The sequence below is a fragment of the Neptunomonas phycophila genome (assembly GCF_001922575.1).
GTDB lineage: Bacteria > Pseudomonadota > Gammaproteobacteria > Pseudomonadales > Balneatricaceae > Neptunomonas > Neptunomonas phycophila.
This window is the reverse complement of the sequence record NZ_MRCI01000001.1, coordinates 994933-1010831: the sequence shown is the minus strand read 5'-3', so window position 1 is coordinate 1010831 and position 15899 is coordinate 994933. Positions and strand designations below refer to the sequence as shown.

The 15899-nt window shown below is 44.6% G+C and carries 14 protein-coding genes; 8 read left to right on the top strand and 6 right to left on the bottom strand.

The window, feature by feature from the left end; translation table 11 throughout:
* Positions 1 to 59 precede the first annotated feature (59 nt).
* The 3 genes from BS617_RS04565 to BS617_RS04555 form a co-directional block, all read right to left on the bottom strand.
* Positions 60 to 803: an SDR family NAD(P)-dependent oxidoreductase gene (locus BS617_RS04565; protein ID WP_075171712.1), complete on the bottom strand. Its 744-nt coding sequence runs from the start codon at positions 801 to 803 to the stop codon at positions 60 to 62.
* Between the two features lie 63 nt (positions 804 to 866).
* On the bottom strand, positions 867 to 2231 hold the full coding sequence (locus BS617_RS04560; RefSeq protein ID WP_075171711.1) for an ABC1 kinase family protein: 1365 nt from the start codon (positions 2229 to 2231) through the stop codon (positions 867 to 869).
* Positions 2231 to 2878: a glutathione peroxidase gene (locus BS617_RS04555; RefSeq protein WP_249263573.1), complete on the bottom strand. Its 648-nt coding sequence runs from the start codon at positions 2876 to 2878 to the stop codon at positions 2231 to 2233. Before BS617_RS04555 ends, BS617_RS04560 begins: the two co-directional genes overlap by 1 nt.
* 110 nt (positions 2879 to 2988) lie before the next feature.
* On the opposite strand from BS617_RS04555, the gene BS617_RS04550 reads away from it, so the two are divergent.
* Genes BS617_RS04550 through BS617_RS04540 form a run of 3 tightly spaced genes read left to right on the top strand, consistent with a single transcriptional unit; the run spans position 2989 to position 6673 of the window.
* Positions 2989 to 4473, top strand: coding sequence for an exonuclease domain-containing protein (locus BS617_RS04550; protein WP_139303130.1), 1485 nt, complete (start codon positions 2989 to 2991; stop codon positions 4471 to 4473).
* 1 nt (position 4474) lies between these two features.
* Complete coding sequence (locus BS617_RS04545) at positions 4475 to 6064, top strand: cryptochrome/photolyase family protein (RefSeq protein WP_075171709.1); 1590 nt, start codon at positions 4475 to 4477, stop codon at positions 6062 to 6064.
* 12 nt (positions 6065 to 6076) lie between these two features.
* Positions 6077 to 6673: a lipocalin family protein gene (locus BS617_RS04540; protein WP_346424301.1), complete on the top strand. Its 597-nt coding sequence runs from the start codon at positions 6077 to 6079 to the stop codon at positions 6671 to 6673.
* A 19-nt stretch (positions 6674 to 6692) separates the two neighbouring features.
* On the opposite strand, the gene BS617_RS04535 is transcribed toward BS617_RS04540, so the two are convergent.
* The 3 genes from BS617_RS04535 to BS617_RS04525 form a co-directional block, all read right to left on the bottom strand.
* A complete protein-coding gene (locus tag BS617_RS04535) occupies positions 6693 to 7274 on the bottom strand; it encodes a DUF6436 domain-containing protein (RefSeq protein WP_075171708.1) in 582 nt (193 codons plus the stop codon).
* 80 nt (positions 7275 to 7354) lie between these two features.
* Positions 7355 to 9760, bottom strand: a complete 2406-nt coding sequence (locus tag BS617_RS04530; RefSeq protein ID WP_075171707.1) for a bifunctional diguanylate cyclase/phosphodiesterase — start codon at positions 9758 to 9760, stop codon at positions 7355 to 7357.
* Between the two features lie 112 nt (positions 9761 to 9872).
* On the bottom strand, positions 9873 to 10556 hold the full coding sequence (locus BS617_RS04525; protein WP_075171706.1) for a GntR family transcriptional regulator: 684 nt from the start codon (positions 10554 to 10556) through the stop codon (positions 9873 to 9875).
* Positions 10557 to 10859: 303 nt separating this feature from the next.
* On the opposite strand from BS617_RS04525, the gene BS617_RS04520 reads away from it, so the two are divergent.
* From BS617_RS04520 to BS617_RS04500, 5 genes are all read left to right on the top strand, one after another.
* Positions 10860 to 11933, top strand: a complete 1074-nt coding sequence (locus tag BS617_RS04520; RefSeq protein WP_075171705.1) for an ABC transporter ATP-binding protein — start codon at positions 10860 to 10862, stop codon at positions 11931 to 11933.
* A gap of 88 nt (positions 11934 to 12021) precedes the next feature.
* Positions 12022 to 13350: an ABC transporter substrate-binding protein gene (locus BS617_RS04515; protein ID WP_075171704.1), complete on the top strand. Its 1329-nt coding sequence runs from the start codon at positions 12022 to 12024 to the stop codon at positions 13348 to 13350.
* Between the two features lie 90 nt (positions 13351 to 13440).
* Positions 13441 to 14313, top strand: a complete 873-nt coding sequence (locus BS617_RS04510) for an ABC transporter permease (RefSeq protein ID WP_075171703.1) — start codon at positions 13441 to 13443, stop codon at positions 14311 to 14313.
* A gap of 1 nt (position 14314) precedes the next feature.
* The gene (locus BS617_RS04505; RefSeq protein ID WP_075171702.1) at positions 14315 to 15157 is read left to right on the top strand and encodes an ABC transporter permease; all 843 of its coding nucleotides are present in this window, start codon (positions 14315 to 14317) and stop codon (positions 15155 to 15157) included.
* The gene (locus BS617_RS04500; RefSeq protein ID WP_075171701.1) at positions 15154 to 15840 is read left to right on the top strand and encodes an aspartate/glutamate racemase family protein; all 687 of its coding nucleotides are present in this window, start codon (positions 15154 to 15156) and stop codon (positions 15838 to 15840) included. The genes BS617_RS04505 and BS617_RS04500 overlap by 4 nt, the downstream gene beginning before the upstream one ends.
* Positions 15841 to 15899: the final 59 nt, after the last annotated feature.

Sequence of the window (15899 nt, the reverse complement as noted above, 5' to 3'; positions counted from 1 at the left end):
AAGCACTAAAAGTAGTAAAGAGAAGCATTTACATATAGATCGGCAGCTTTTGCAAACTATTAAGGAGAAATTTGTTTTGCGTCCCACGCGAAAAGGTTACCACTGTCCTCTAATGTGAGACCGTCAATCACCTGAAGTAATGACTCAGCAGCGTTATGGGGCAAAAACAGTTGATCTGGTTTGACCTGTTTTTGAAAAGGTTTTGATAGCGGTGTGTCTACCGTCCCGGGATGCAGCCCAACGACAATAGCTTGCGGGTGTGTCCGCTGGCATTCAATAGCTAAAGATTTCAACATCATATTTAATGCCGTTTTGCTGGCTCGGTAGCTATACCAGCCTCCTAGGCGATTATCAGATATGCTTGAAACACGCGCGGACAAAGCACTAAACACAGATTTTTGGTTTCTTCTCAGTAGAGGAAGAAAATGTTTAGCAACCAACATCGGTCCCAATGTATTCGACATGAAAACAGCTTGAAACGACTCTGCTGTTAAGGATTTGATACTTTTCTCTGGAGCTAAGTTTTGTGCATGCAATAGCCCAGTTGCTACGATAACAATATCTACTAATTTACCATCTAACCGTTGAGCCGCAGCGGCAACAGATTGCTCATTCGTAATATCAATGCCAATGTCCGTTATCTGCGAACATTGTTTAAGATCTTCAGATATTGGGGAACGAGAGAACGTATAGACATGGCCAACTCGTGGAGTCTCAAGTAATGCCCTAACCATAGCATTACCAATCCCACCGGTTGCGCCCACAACGACGACGTTTAGGTTTTCCCTAAAGTTTTCCAACATGTGAATCCTCTGCACCGCTTTATGTAAAACAATGGTCCTACAGATTATAAGGATTAATCAGACTCACAAATTCATTTGCCGCTGAGTTTTAAGGAATATACTTCGCACATCTACTTGGGTGTCTAAACGTGCCGCCATCAAGTAAAGGCCAGCCATCTTACGATGCAGAAATAACACATCTGGCGGTGGCGTGTGCCATGCGTCAGGGTCTTTACTAATGCTCATTCCTAACTCGTGTATCCGCAAAGCAATGTTGGAGGATCCAAAGCTATACATCCCTTCACATCGCAAAGGCTCAACCGCTAGCATAAAGATAGCCAAAATAATCGGTTTGTTGGCGACAGCGGCGCTGGTATTGAAAAACCCCAGTTTTCCAAGCGCCGCAGCCAGTTGTTCCTCGTCTTCTTCAACAGCCGCTTCGATCGCACTCCAATAATCACGTACAAAGTCTGGTGTATAGGAGCGTACAGCACCAAAATCTAAAAGAACCAACTTTTGCGTGTCTGGCTGATACAAGTAATTCGCCAAATTAGGATCCGTCTGTACCAAGCCAAAATCAAATAGCTCGGTAAAAAACAAATCGAATATCAGCTCCATTATTTGATGTCGTTGGGGGGCATTGGTAAGCGACTGCTCTAATGGTTCACCAGACTCAAAAGACATCGCTAGAATGTCACGTGATGATTGATCCGGATAGTATAACGGTGTGATTAGCTCATCTCGTCTAGGGTAACTTTCTAATTTGTGCCTAACACTTTCTAAATGCTCACCCTCCACCCAATAGTCTGACTCGGCTTTTAGCTGTTCTTTTGCCTCTGTTATGAGCGGTTCTATATCTAATGATTTTGGGATAAACCCACTAATACGCAGCAACATAACTACATTAGCAATATCACTATCAATGCTTTCGCGCACGCCTGGGTACTGGATTTTTAACGCTATGTGACGCCCGTCTTGGCAAACAGCTGAATGCACCTGACCTATAGATGCCGCGGCAATCGGCTTAAACGAAAATTGAGTAAAACGAGACTGCCAATCTGCCCCCCAGTTTTTCTCTAATACAGAAATTAACTGAGTGGCTGGCATGACTTCCCCGTCTGACCGCAAACGGTCAAATACAGCTGATAGCTCGGGCGGAAGCATCGTTCCTGCGTCCATAGATATCAACTGCCCTACTTTCATAGCAGCACCACGCATAGTGGCTAATTTATCCGCTACTTTCTTCACATTATTGGGAGTTAATAGCAATTCATTAATGCGAGGGCGGTGTCCTTGAGCCACTTTTTTACTGCCTTCTACTGCTATATTTCCGGCTAAGCGGCTCGCTAACCCTCCTAGACTCACCAAACGAGAAAAACGGCTTGAGGGTACTTTTTTTCCCGAACGAGTACGAGATACGGGATGCTTGTCACTGTGTGAAGATTGCATTATTGCGCCGGTAAATGTTGTTCAATTAAAGTAACGATACGGGTATCCTCGGGTTTAATATGGCTTTTAAAGCTGGCTATCACCTCACCACTGGGCGAGATGAGGTATTTATGGAAATTCCAGCCTGGATACTCTCCCGTTTTTTGAGCAAGCCATTCATAAATAGGCGAGGCTTCATTCTGTGTAACACGAACTTTTTCAAACATAGGAAAGTTAACACCATAAGTAAGCCGACAAAAATTCTGTATTTGCTGCTCAGTCCCCGGCTCTTGTCCGGCAAAATCATTAGAAGGGAAGCCCAATACAACCAGTCCTTTCTCTTTATACGTAGAATATAAAGCCTCTAAACCATCATATTGGGGTGTAAATGCGCATTTGCTAGCGGTGTTAACAACCAATACAAGTTTACCTTGGTATGCATCACATAAATGAACCTTGCGGTCCTCACCAAGTGCTTTGTATGTAAAGTCTAACGCTTCTGAGCATTCTGCGGTTTTCGATATCGGGAGATCTTGTGACCATGAAACCGAGGGGGAAAAGGCCATAAAAGCCATGGTTACAAACATTACTTGCCTGACCTTAGTGTGGGCAGACAAGATAATAGGCTCAGAAACGCTCGACCCAAGCGAGATCTCGATGAAAGACATAGTTTTACTCCACGGTGTTCTAAATATGTTTACGCCTCAGGTTCATTTCTAGATCCAATGCCGTTTAAAAAGCGTACTGAATTAAATAAAACGAGTGGATACTTCTACCTTTGACAACACTACATGGTTTTCCAAAAAAAATGGTGCTGCTTGACTGTGAGACTACCGGCGGAAAAGCCACCGTAGATCGCATTACCGAGATAGCATTAATAGTCATTACCGACGGCGTTATTACCGAACGTTGGGAACAACTTATCAACCCCGGAATCTCGATTCCACCCTGGATAACCAAGCTAACAGGCATTTCTAACTCGATGCTGGCAGGTAAGCCCTCTTTCGAGACCATTGCTGACGAGTTAATAGATAAACTTGAAGGTAAAGTATTAGTGGCTCACAACGCGCGTTTTGATTACGGCTTCTTAAAAAACGAGTTCAAGCGAGTGGGGATCGAGTATACAACTAAGCCCTTGTGCTCTGTTAAGTTGAGCCGCCGTCTCAACCCGCAATTTAAGCGTCATGGTTTAGATGCCATTATCGAACGCTTATCAATTCCAATGTCTGCACGCCACCGAGCAATGGGAGATACAGAAGCGATTCTTCATCTATTCCAACACTTTAGCCAAACCTGTGAACCTGAAGAGATTGAGGCAATTTGCAAAAGCCTGAGAGCAAACAGTAGCCTACCAAGCCATCTACCGGCCGGTGAAATACAAAAACTGCCTTGCCGACCAGGAGTTTACCGATTTTACAGTGAGAACGGCCAATTACTATACGTCGGTAAATCGATTTCGATTAGAGACCGTGTTTTAAATCATTTTAGTAGTGATCACAGCAACGCCAAAGACCTAAAAATAAGCCAGCTGATTACTCATATTGACTATACCGAGACACCAACCGACTTTGGTGCTCAATTGCTTGAAAACACAGAAATAAAAACGCTGATGCCAGCTTATAACCGCCGCCAAACCAAAACGCGCAAGCTCTATCAACTTGAAAAAACAACAGATATCTCGGGTTACTTACAACTGCAGATAGTACTTGCAGATACCAGCAACGTAAGCGAAATAACCCAACGCTTTGGTTTATTCCGTAGCAAGAAAAAAGCGGAAAGCACTCTAAGATACCTAGCGGAAGCCAACCAGCTGTGCCATCGGCTCAGTGGGTTAGAAAAAAAAGCATCAGGAGCCTGCTTTGCACATCAAATTCGCCGATGCAAAGGGGCCTGCGTACACCAAGAGTCTGCTGAACATTACAATTTACGCGTTGATATGTCTCTTAGTTCAATCAAGAACCTGATGTGGCCTTGGGCGTCAGCCATTTTAGTGACAGAGCCTGCAGCGCCCAAACATGACAAAAACACAGCGTCAGACTCAGCCACCACTCATTACCACCTTATTGATCAATGGATTTATCTAGGCAGAGTTGAGGACGAATCAACTATGCACAATCGGCTTAATGCTACACCAACAAACACGTCCCATTTTGATCTAGATGCATACCTCATTCTGATCCGATTTTTATTGAACCCCGAGCTAATCAAGCAACATCAGTTGCAAATTACACCCTTGACACACCAGCTTGAAGAAAGAGGCTAATATGGCAGACCCGTTATCTCCCATCACCGGCAACATCCGTACTCTGCACATAGTGCTTGGTGATCAACTTAATGAGGATAGCTCCCTCTGGGATGGTTTCGACCCATCGCAAGATGCCGCCTTAATGGCCGAAGTTATTGAAGAATCCCTACCCTCAACGACGCAACAAGATAACGGGCTTGCCATATCGTCTAAGCAACGCACTCTCCTCTTTTTCAGTGCGATGCGTCATTTTGCACAACAGATGACCCAAAACAACATTCCCCTCATTTACTGGGATATACCGCATACAATCGTTTCCTTAAGCGATGCGTTACAGCAAACCTGTGAACATTGCTCCCCCACTAACATAAAAGCAGTACTACCCGGGGACTATCGCGTTTATAACGCACTCAATAGCTGGGCTAAACAAGAAAGTCGCTCAATTGAATGGTTAGAAGATACGCATTTTTTAGCCCAAAAGGGAGAATTTAAACAATGGATGAGCAAACGAAAAAAACCAATCATGGAATATTGGTATCGCCACCTTCGACAACGTAAACACCTATTAATGGACAACAAAAAACCAGAAGGAGGCCAATGGAACTTTGATGCTGACAACCGCAAAAGCTTTGGTAAAGCCGGCCCCAGCAACCTCCCTACCCCTCCTACATTCTCACCAGACCCGATCACCTTACAAGCCCAAAAAGACATTGAGAAACACCTTTCAGAGCTCCCAGGTACGCTAGAAGATTTTAATTGGCCAGTGACCCGCTCGCAGGCGCTTGAGGCATTAGACAGCTTTATCAACACACGTTTAGCAAGCTTTGGGGATCACCAAGACGCTATGTGGACGAATGAACAAACTCTTTTTCACTCTTTACTATCTAGCAGCCTTAACTTAAAGCTGATTAATCCACAAGAAGTCGTAGAAGCGGCACTTGTCCACTACCAGGCAGGACATGCGCCGATTAATGCCGTTGAAGGCTTTATTCGTCAGATTGTTGGCTGGCGGGAGTATGTCAGAGGCTTATACTGGTATCACCGTGCCGATTGGTTAACCTGGAATGCGTTAGAGGCGAACCAACCGCTCCCTGACTTTTATTGGACAGGTAAAACACACATGCATTGCATGAATCAATCCATAACACAGGTCTTGCAGACAGGGTACGGGCATCATATACAAAGGCTGATGGTAACCGGGCTTTTTTCACTGCTCTACGGGGTAAATCCTAAGGCTATCCACCAATGGTATCTTGGTTTTTTTGTAGATGCGATAGCCTGGGTAGAAGTCCCAAACACCCTAGGTATGAGTCAGTATGCTGATGGCGGCATTGTAGGCTCAAAGCCCTATATCGCCAGCGGCAACTACATTAATAAAATGTCCAATTATTGCAAACACTGCCGTTATAACCCCAAGAAATCTTCTGGGGATGACGCATGCCCTTTCACAACTTTATACTGGAATTTTGTCGACAAGCACCAAGAACGTCTCTCTAAAAACCCCAGACTCGCTATGCAAGTGAAGAACTGGAGCAATAAAGCCCCTAATGAACAACAGGCCATCAAAGAGCAGACTCTGTGGCTAGTAAACCATATTCAAGACATATAAAGGACGTCAACTATGCCAATGAAAGACACCTGTTTATCTATAGTTCGGTACCTAAGTTTAGCTAATTACAACACCGCCAAAATACAAAAGCCTAAAATGCTTGCTAGTTTACTCGCTATCGCAGGCTTGGTTACCGGCTGTACCGGAGTACCCGAAGGAGTAACACCTGTACAGCCATTTGCGGTCGAGCGCTACTTAGGCCATTGGTACGAAATTAAGCGCCTAGATCACTCTTTTGAAGAAGGTTTAACAGACGTCTCGGCCACCTACTCCCTTAGAGACGATGGCGGAATCAAAGTGGTAAACCGAGGATATGATTCGGAAAAAGCTGAATGGAAAGAGGCTATTGGCAAGGCCTATTTTTTAAAAGACCAAAACACCGGCAGCTTGAAAGTGTCGTTTTTTGGCCCTTTCTATGGTGGTTATCACATCGCTAAATTAGATGCTGACTATCAAATGGCGTTAGTGGTTGGGCCAAACACTGACTATGCATGGTTGCTTTCTAGAAGCGAGCAACCCTCACTCGTTCAATGCGACCAATTCATGCAAGTGGCACGTAACTTAGGTATTTCTGATGATCAGTGGATTACCGTAAGGGACTGCCAGTAACGTACAGGCTGACAAAGTACTAACTGGAACTCGGCCATTCGCAAAAACAGCCCATTGCTAAATTAGTTGGCTGTTTGAATGGCTTATTGGCCAAAAGATCATCTAACACCAAGCCAACAAAGTCTCCAGCCGCCGTTGAGCACACCGCTTCTGGGCTATAAGGACCTATATAATTCACCTCTCCCCCTGTAATAACAATCGCACTAGGACTCGCGGCAGGTGCCTCATTTTCGCGGGCTAAGCGCACGGTTTGGTCGCCAAATAGTCGATTAGCTTGCCTCAATGAAGGTACGTCTGCCGCTCTGATCAAAAAATTAACGCCCTGAGCGCTGTACCTTTCAATGAGATCTCTTACATGAGGGGTATTAAAGCGCGTGCACGGACAGCTGATATCAAAGTAATGGATAACAGTAGTCCCGTCAGACTTCACGCCGCGCGATAAGGCATTGTGTGAGTAAATTCGGCTATCAAACACGGCCTCTTGTGTTGAGTCTACTTGACGGTTAATTCTAAATTCAAACCACCAAAAAGTGAGACCGATAATGATCAACCAACACAAAACGCCTGCCCAGATAACCGAGTATTTATACTGCTTTAACATGTTAACCATATATAGGATGACAAATAAAATGGGGAGGATAACAAAGAATGCTTACACAAACATAGCGATCAAAAACTTAATTACAGCCGCTGATTAAGATAAGACTCAAAGTCACCGGCGGGCAAAGGTACGCTGTACAAGTAGCCTTGTAGATAGTCACACCCCATACTTTCTAATAACTCTTGGACCTGCTTATCTTCTATACCTTCGGCTACCGTTTCTAAACCCAAATCGTGTGCCATTTGAATAATCATTTTAACGAGAATGCGGCTACTACGGTCTTCAAGGAGCTTACTAATAAAACTCTGATCGATCTTTAACAGCTCAAATGGATACTGGCATAAATAATTTAATGAAGCATAACCACTGCCAAAATCATCAATAGCTATTCTCACCCCCAACGCCTTTAGCTCTTGCATTTTTTCTTCTACGTAACTGTCATCATTTAATAACAAGCGCTCAGTTACCTCTAGCTTTAACGCATTGGGGGGTAATTGAGCAATCGCTAAAGCATTTTTGACTACCTTAATAAAATCTCGGTTCTCTACTTGCAATGGCGAGATATTAACACTCATATAAAAGCCTTTAGATGCTAAAGGCAGCCATTTAGCCGCTTGGATACAAGCCCGTTGTAAAATCGACTCCCCTAACTGGCAAATTGCATGCAACCGCTCTGCTTCAAAAATAAATTCTGTAGGCGGTATCACGCCTAACACAGGGCTATCCCAACGTGCGAGCGCCTCACAAGCAATTAATTGGTTACTTCCTGCTTTAAGAATCGGTTGAAAATAGACCTCTAATTCCTCTGCACATTTCCCACTTCGGATATGAGCTGCAATGTAAAGCCGCCGCACAGACTCTTGTTTCATCGCTGGCTCGTAAAAATAAAAACGGTTATCAGAGCGTGCCTCTTTAGCCTTGTATAGGGCAGACATAGCGTGTTGGAGTAGATCTTCACTGGTTATCCCATCATTGGGGGAAATAGCAACGCCACCGTAATGATCAATGTGTACTGGCTCATCGTGAATATAAAGCGGGGCATTAAACGCTTCGTTTAGTCGGTCTAAAAATTCGAGAACCAAACGAGCATGTGCACTTCTTAGTTCAAAAGCACATAAAAAGTCACTCTCCCCTGAGCGCATTAACAACGTAGCCGGCGGTGCTTTGTGAGCTATAATTTCAGAGATTTGCAGCAACATAAGATCGGCATACTGCAACCCAAACGTCTCTTGCACCGCTTTATAAGCATTTGTACTCACGATGAATACGGCTAAATGTGCATTGTGATCGACACTCGTGTCTAACCTAGTTTGCAACATGTCTAACCCCACGGCCAAACTTGGCAAGCCAGTAAGAGCATCCTTTTCTACAAGCTCCTGTTGACGCACATAAGCATTCTTTAGCTCAGTAACATCCCGTATCGACAAGATATATTGCTGTTCATCATCGTAGGTATTCAGATAGCTAACACAGCGCAGATTAAACCAACACGGCGGGCTGTCAGGTGGTAACAAAAATAACTCTTTATGCCACGCATGATTCTCACCCATGAGGGCATTTACCAAAGAGCGAGTGCTCAGTTGAGTATCAATTGAATCTAGCACTTCATCAATAACGTACATATCCGTCAAAGACGCGGGCAAACGGATTGTTAATTTATCAAGCAGCCCCTCAAACTGATGGTTATAAAATCGGATAACACCGTATTCGTTGAAGATAATAACCGCGGTTTCGCCTTCGCTAGCCGCGTGATAGACACGCTCGCGCTCAGCTTTAGTAATACGCAGTTCTGTTACACCCTGCTCTATTCTAATACGCATGCTTTCGAGCGACTGACAAATATCGTCCAGTTCATCGACAGGGAGATCAGGGTCTCGTCCTAAAGTGAAGCGCTCACTCAAGCGCTCCATTGTAATACCCGACGCCGTATTGCGTAGTCGACGTAAATAGCGAAACAGCATTTTATCCATCAAGTATAAAATGATGAGCGAAACGCATAATGTTTTAAATGCATTGAGCAACAGCAGAATAACGGCATCACGGCCGATGTTTTCATATATAGAATGGCGATCTACCTGAATGATGAGCTCCCCCACAGTGCTAGTTTCATCACCCTGTTGGTAGGAAAGCTGATATCGCTGGAGCGTTTGAAAAGGGCCGTCTGACTTTTCACCGACTCCAATCGATTCAAAATCAGGTGAATTAATGACTAAATAATTCACAAAGGGTAATTGAGCAATAGCGTTTAAATTGAGAACAACAAGCGGTTTATCGACGCGCCATACGGCATCAACAATGGAGGGTAAAAAAGTAGACTCCGCATCTCGCAAACGTACATCCAATGTTTGCATATCTTCACGGAATTTACCGTAAAGATGAAAGCCCGTTATCACAGCTGCAAATACTGAACTGGCCAGCACTATAGAAATCAGGATTCGCAAGGTCAACGGGTTTCTATTACGGAAACCTACCAATGTGGTTAACATGGGTATTCCGACATATAGTTGTTCACTCCTTGAACTTTGTAGTCTAGATGAGTTTACTAACTAAGCAAGTTACCCTATAGGCTAACACGCGCCAAAAGTGAGGCCTAATCACCTACGAAACAGATAATGCTGTTTTCAAATCTACACTGGGTGATGTCTCGCTTAATAGCAAATGGCTTTCTATGGTATGCATGTGTACGTCATTTAACTGCAAAGCCAACGATTCATCACCCGCTAAAATAGCGTGCGCTAACGCTTGATGCTCCTCCAGCGTACATTGAACATCGGGTGTCCCTTGATACAAAGCGATGATCAATGAAGTACGTTTGATCAGGCCGTCTAACAGCTCTCCTAAAACCGTATTGCCTGCTATTTCTGCTAAGAGTATGTGAAAACGCCCTGACTCACGGATCATTTGTTGACGATCCTTCGCATCAATGGCGAGTTTTTCCTTTTCTATTTGCTTAAGTAAGCGGTTCTTATTTCTGGCACTTAAGTTTCGCGTAGCTAAACTAACAATCGCTCGCTCTAGTACCGTTCGGGTTTCAAAGATATCCCGTGCCTCTTTGATCGAAGGCTGAGCCACAATCGCCCCCCTATTGGCTAAAATCGATACCACTTTTGTTTCTGCTGCTAGGCGTTGTAGCGCTGCTCGCACATGGTTGCGATTAGCTTGTAAAGCCTCTACTAATTTGGATTCCACTAACCGTGTCCCTGGTGGCAATCGATGATCAACAATAGCTTGGCTAATACTGGTCATGATCCTTTCAATTTCCGCTTGCGCTTTGGTACTCATAATCCATCCTCAACAATTGCTAACAATATAGAAAAAATATTGACCCATAGCAAAACAATCATTGATCCCCTAAAAGGGTTAGAAATAAATAAGTTTTTGCTCTAATTCTGCCCACTTCGCTCTAAATAAGTGCGTATTGAGCTAAACCACGTTACCTGCTCCGTTTGTTTTACATTTATAAAAACACTTCACCTCAAAAATAATATCTATTCAAAACATAGGTTTAGATAAACAGCGTTCACAGTTGGCACACCCGCTGCAATATTAAACAGACAAAATTGTTAGCAATTTACAGGTATTGAGATGAAAAAAGGTACGGTCGAACTCATCAGTGTCGTCAAACGATACGGCGACAGCGAGGCAGTGAAGAAGATCAACCTCAAAATAGACGGAGGTTCTTATTGCTGCTTACTCGGCCCTAGTGGTTGTGGGAAAAGCACGACCTTACGCATGATAGCCGGTCATGAAACAGCTACCGAAGGAGATATACTGCTCAATAACCGAAATGTTACCGACTTGCCACCAAGGCAGCGCGGCACGGCATTAATGTTCCAAAATTACGCACTTTTCCCTCATTTAAATAGCCTAGATAATGTGGCGTTCAGCCTAAAAATAGCCGGCGTGAGCGCAGGAGAGCGAAAAGCTCGTGCACTGGACATGCTCAAGCTGGTTAACATGGACCAATTTGCAGAGGCGTTTCCAGACCAATTATCAGGCGGACAACAACAACGAGTTGCCTTAGCGAGAGCCTTAATTAACCAACCGGAAGTCATTCTGCTCGATGAACCGCTCTCTGCACTTGATCCTTTTTTACGCACTAAGATGCGCACTGAGCTTAAACGCATCCAACAGCAGTTAGGCATCACTTTTATTCATGTCACCCACTCCCAAGAAGAAGCCTTCGCCCTAGCTGATCAAGTGGTAGTCATGAACCAAGGGTTCATCGAGCAAGTGGACAGTCCGCAAGGGATATTCCGCACTCCTCGTACCGCTTTTGTGGCTCAATTTATTGGCGGGCATAACATCATAGAGGGTGATTTAGCCCCTGATCAAAAAGCATTGGTAGTGAAAGATCGAGCTTTCCCGATCCCTGACACTTTCTCACAAGAAAACCTTTCAGGTATTTCTTTGCGTTGTGACCAAATTTCTATCTCTACGGCACCTACAGCCACCAGCTTGCCAGACCCATTAACAATAGATTTTGTCGAATACCAAGGCAGTTACGTTCATGTTCGAGGCGCTTTTCAAGACGGATTAGCGTTATCGGTTTACCAATCGGATCATGATTGGCTCGATAAGCCTGTTAAAGAAGGTGATGCCGTATACGTCACTTGGAGTATCGATGCACTTAATCCATTAGCTTCTATCGCCCCATGATAGTGCGCTAATGCAGCCTAGAGAAAATACAACAGCGTTATTAATATCAACAATGTAGCGACACCGTCGCTTACAAGGAGCCTTCTAAATGAGCAATGATCTTAAGCAGGACAACCCATCTAATGAAATGGAAACTTCGGAGCAGAAAGGGTTAAGCCGACGTAGTTTTATTAAAGCAGCTGGAGCAATTAGCGGCGTTGCTGTTGGGTCTGGGGCCATTACTGGTTTCCCGATGATTTGGGCTCAAAATATAAAAGATATCACGCTGCGCCAGTTTGGTACGGGCGTATCAAATTTAAATGCCATTTCCGAAAAAGCGAAAGAAGACTTGGGCATCAACTTGCAATTAACAGCACTGGACTCTGATGCTGTTGCTCAACGCGCCGTTACCCAACCTAACTCTTGGGACATTGCGGATATTGAGTACTGGATCTGTAAAAAAGTCTATCCGTCGGGCGTAATGCAACCGATGGACACTTCAAGGTTAAGCAACTTCGATAAGATTTCTCCACTGTTCATTGACGGTAAGCTAACTCCTGAATCCACGATTGCACAAGGCACAGCGCCACATACAGTAGGGTTTGTCGAAGGCAAAGACTCCACCACATTTGCCTCATCAGCAACAAATTGGATGACACTCATACCCACTATCTACAATGCCGATACCCTAGGCATTCGCCCAGACCTTGTTGGCCGCCCGATAACTAACTGGCGCGACATCATGGACCCTGCGTTTAAAGGCAAAACATCGCTCTTAAATATCCCATCCATTGGAATTATGGATGCCGCCATGATCTGTGAATCCATGGGTGAGATTAAGTATGGCGATAAAGGCAACATGACCCGCGATGAAATCGATCAGACCATCGAAATCCTTAAGCAAGCCAAAGCCAACGGTCAGTTCCGCGCCTTCTGGAAGAGCTTTGATGAATCGGTCAACTTAATGTCATCCGGTGAAGTGGTCATTCAGTCCATGTGGTCACCGGCAGTCACGGCCGTAAGATCTAAAGGCATCCCTTGTAAATATCAGCCGTTGGAAGAAGGTTACCGTGCTTGGGGCGGTGGTATTGGTCTCGCTAAACACTTATCAGGCATAGAGCTAGATGCCGCTTATGAGTACATTGATTGGTACTTATCAGGCTGGGTAGGTGCGTACTTGAACCGTCAAGGCTACTACAGCGCGGCTCCTGCTACCTCACAAAAATACATGACAGAAAACGAATGGGGATTCTGGATTGAGGGTAAAGAGGCCCAAAGTGACATTTTAAGCCCCGATGGCAAAGTTCTCGAAAAAGCAGGGGCCGTGCGCGATGGTGGCTCTTACACCGAACGTATGGGGGCCGTTGCTTGCTGGAACTCTGTCATGGACGAAAACAAGTACATGGTGCGCAAATGGAATGAGTTTATTGCCTCGTAAGGGTATGAGGTAACCACTCAAGTCAGCACAGCCGTTCTTGCTGTGCTGACCTTCCTTGTAAAACCGCAATACGGTCACTGGAGCTACCTTATGGGTTCACCTACAAAGCTGTCTGGTTTTTCTTTAAACCCCAGCTATTTACAAATCACACCGCTTAGTTTGGTGATTTTATTCTTCTTACTATTCCCAGTAATTACCATCATTATTGTGAGTTTTTGGGATTACAACGCGTATCAGTTACTGCCTGATTTTATTTTCGAAAACTATGAATTTTTACTCACATCTAGCGTGACCCTAAAGGCATATTTGAATACGTTTTATTATGCATTTATGACATGGATCATCGCCTTAGTGCTGGGCTTTACGGTTGCTTATTATCTCGCTTTTTATATTAAAAACCCGTTATTGCAGAGCATATTGTTTATTGTTTGCACGGTCCCCTTTCTTACATCCAATATCATACGAATGATTTCTTGGATCCCATTACTAGGCCGCAACGGATTAGTAAACAGTGGATTGCAAGGCGCCGGCATTACCAACGAACCCTTAGAGTGGCTGCTGTATAGTGATTTTTCTGTCATCTTAGCATTTGTACATCTGTATACGCTGTTTATGGTTGTACCTATATTTAATGCCATGATGCGAATCGACCGCAACCTAGTCGAAGCCTCTATTGATGCTGGCGCTTCGATGATGCAAACCATTTTTCACGTCATCATCCCATTGTGTAAATCGGGTATCGCAATTGGATCTATATTCATCATCACACTAGTGATGGGTGACTTTATAACCGTGCGATTAATGAGCGGCGGTCTAAGCGCTTCTGTGGGAGTACTGATCTACAACGAAATATCCTTGCTGCAATACCCTGCGGCTGCAGCGGGTGCCGTCATTCTTTTAATTACGGTGCTAATTATGCTGAGCATTTTGTTCCGCTTTATTAACATTAAGCAGGAGCTATAACATGCGCATCTCTAACCGAAAGCCTGGTTTTTTTCCATTAACGATTATCTTTTGTTTGTTTATCGTATTTCTTTACGGCCCTACCCTGACCATCGCGATTCTTTCATTTCAAGGACCTGATGGCGGATTAACCTTCCCGTTAAACGGATTGTCTTTGCATTGGTTTAGGGCTCTTTTTGAAAAACAGCAAGTTGGTGATTTTGGTGGCTCCTTGATGCGCTCATTATTACTCGGCTTTGCCGTCATGATTTGCACCGTGCTCTTTTCCCTATTAGCGGGCCTTGCTTATCGCCGCGCCTTCAAAGGCTCTACCGTATTATTTTACCTGACGCTGGTTAGTTTAATTTTGCCGTCGATTTTGATCAGCTTAGGGATCGGGATTATGTTTGATCGCTTAGGTCTCTCACCACACTGGTACTCATCCGCTTTTGGCGCACACCTTACCTGGTCTTTACCTTTTGGTTTACTCATTATGTTCGCTGTATTTAATCGTTTTAATAAAGCGTATGAAGCTGCAGCTGTTGATATGGGTGCTACAGCATGGCAAACCTTTAGGCTGGTTGTCCTGCCCCTGATACTCCCAAGCTTAATTGGCGTAGGTCTGTTTGGTTTCACCCTTTCTTATGATGAATTCGCCAGAACCATCATGACGGCAGGAAGTTTTAACACCCTACCGCTGGAAATCTATGGTATGACCACTAATGTCACTACGCCGGTTCTCTATGCATTAGGCACATTCACCACCGTTTTCTCATTCATCTTAATAGTGTTGACGCTTGTGATTATCACCGCCATCAAACGCCGTCAAAAAAAACCACTCCCCTCTTCAGAGGCTCACGTATGAAAATTTTGGTAATTAACCCTAATGACAGTAACGACATGCGCCTACTGATTGAACAAAGTTGCCGAGAAGTCGCCGGCCAAAGTACAGACATTACAGTGGTATGCGCGGGTGCCGGAGTCGCCAGCGTTGAAGGCTATTATGATGGAGCAATAGCGCAAGTTGGTGTACTCGAACAAATACAGCTCGGTGAGAAAGAAGGTTTCGATGCATACCTCATTGCATGCGCCGACGATACAGGCCTTTACGCCGCGCGGGAGATAGCTAAAGGACCTGTGATAGGCATTGGCGAAGCCGCCATGCATTATGCCAGCATGCTAGGTTATGGGTTTGCTATCCTAACCGCGCAGGCAAAATCTATTGCGGTTCTCGCAAACAATGCCAGTGCTTATGGACTTAGCCAACACTGTAGGGGCATTTTTGCTGCGTGTATGCCGGTATTGGCCTTAGAAGACTTAACATCAGACGAGAGAGAACGTCTAGTGGCCCGAGCGCAAGCTATTATCGAACAGAGCAACGCCGAAGTTCTTGTGCTTGGATGTGCGGGCTTAACACAACAACAAACGTATTTTAGCCAACAATTAGGTGTCCCTGTCATTGACGGTGTTAGAGCCGGTATATCCACACTGGAAGGGATGGTTAAAAACAAGCTAGTCACCAGTAAACGCAACACTTACTTACGTTAGCCCTAAAAAAACCACGCACATTAAGCATGCGTTAGGCATACAGCTGTTACGCATGCTTT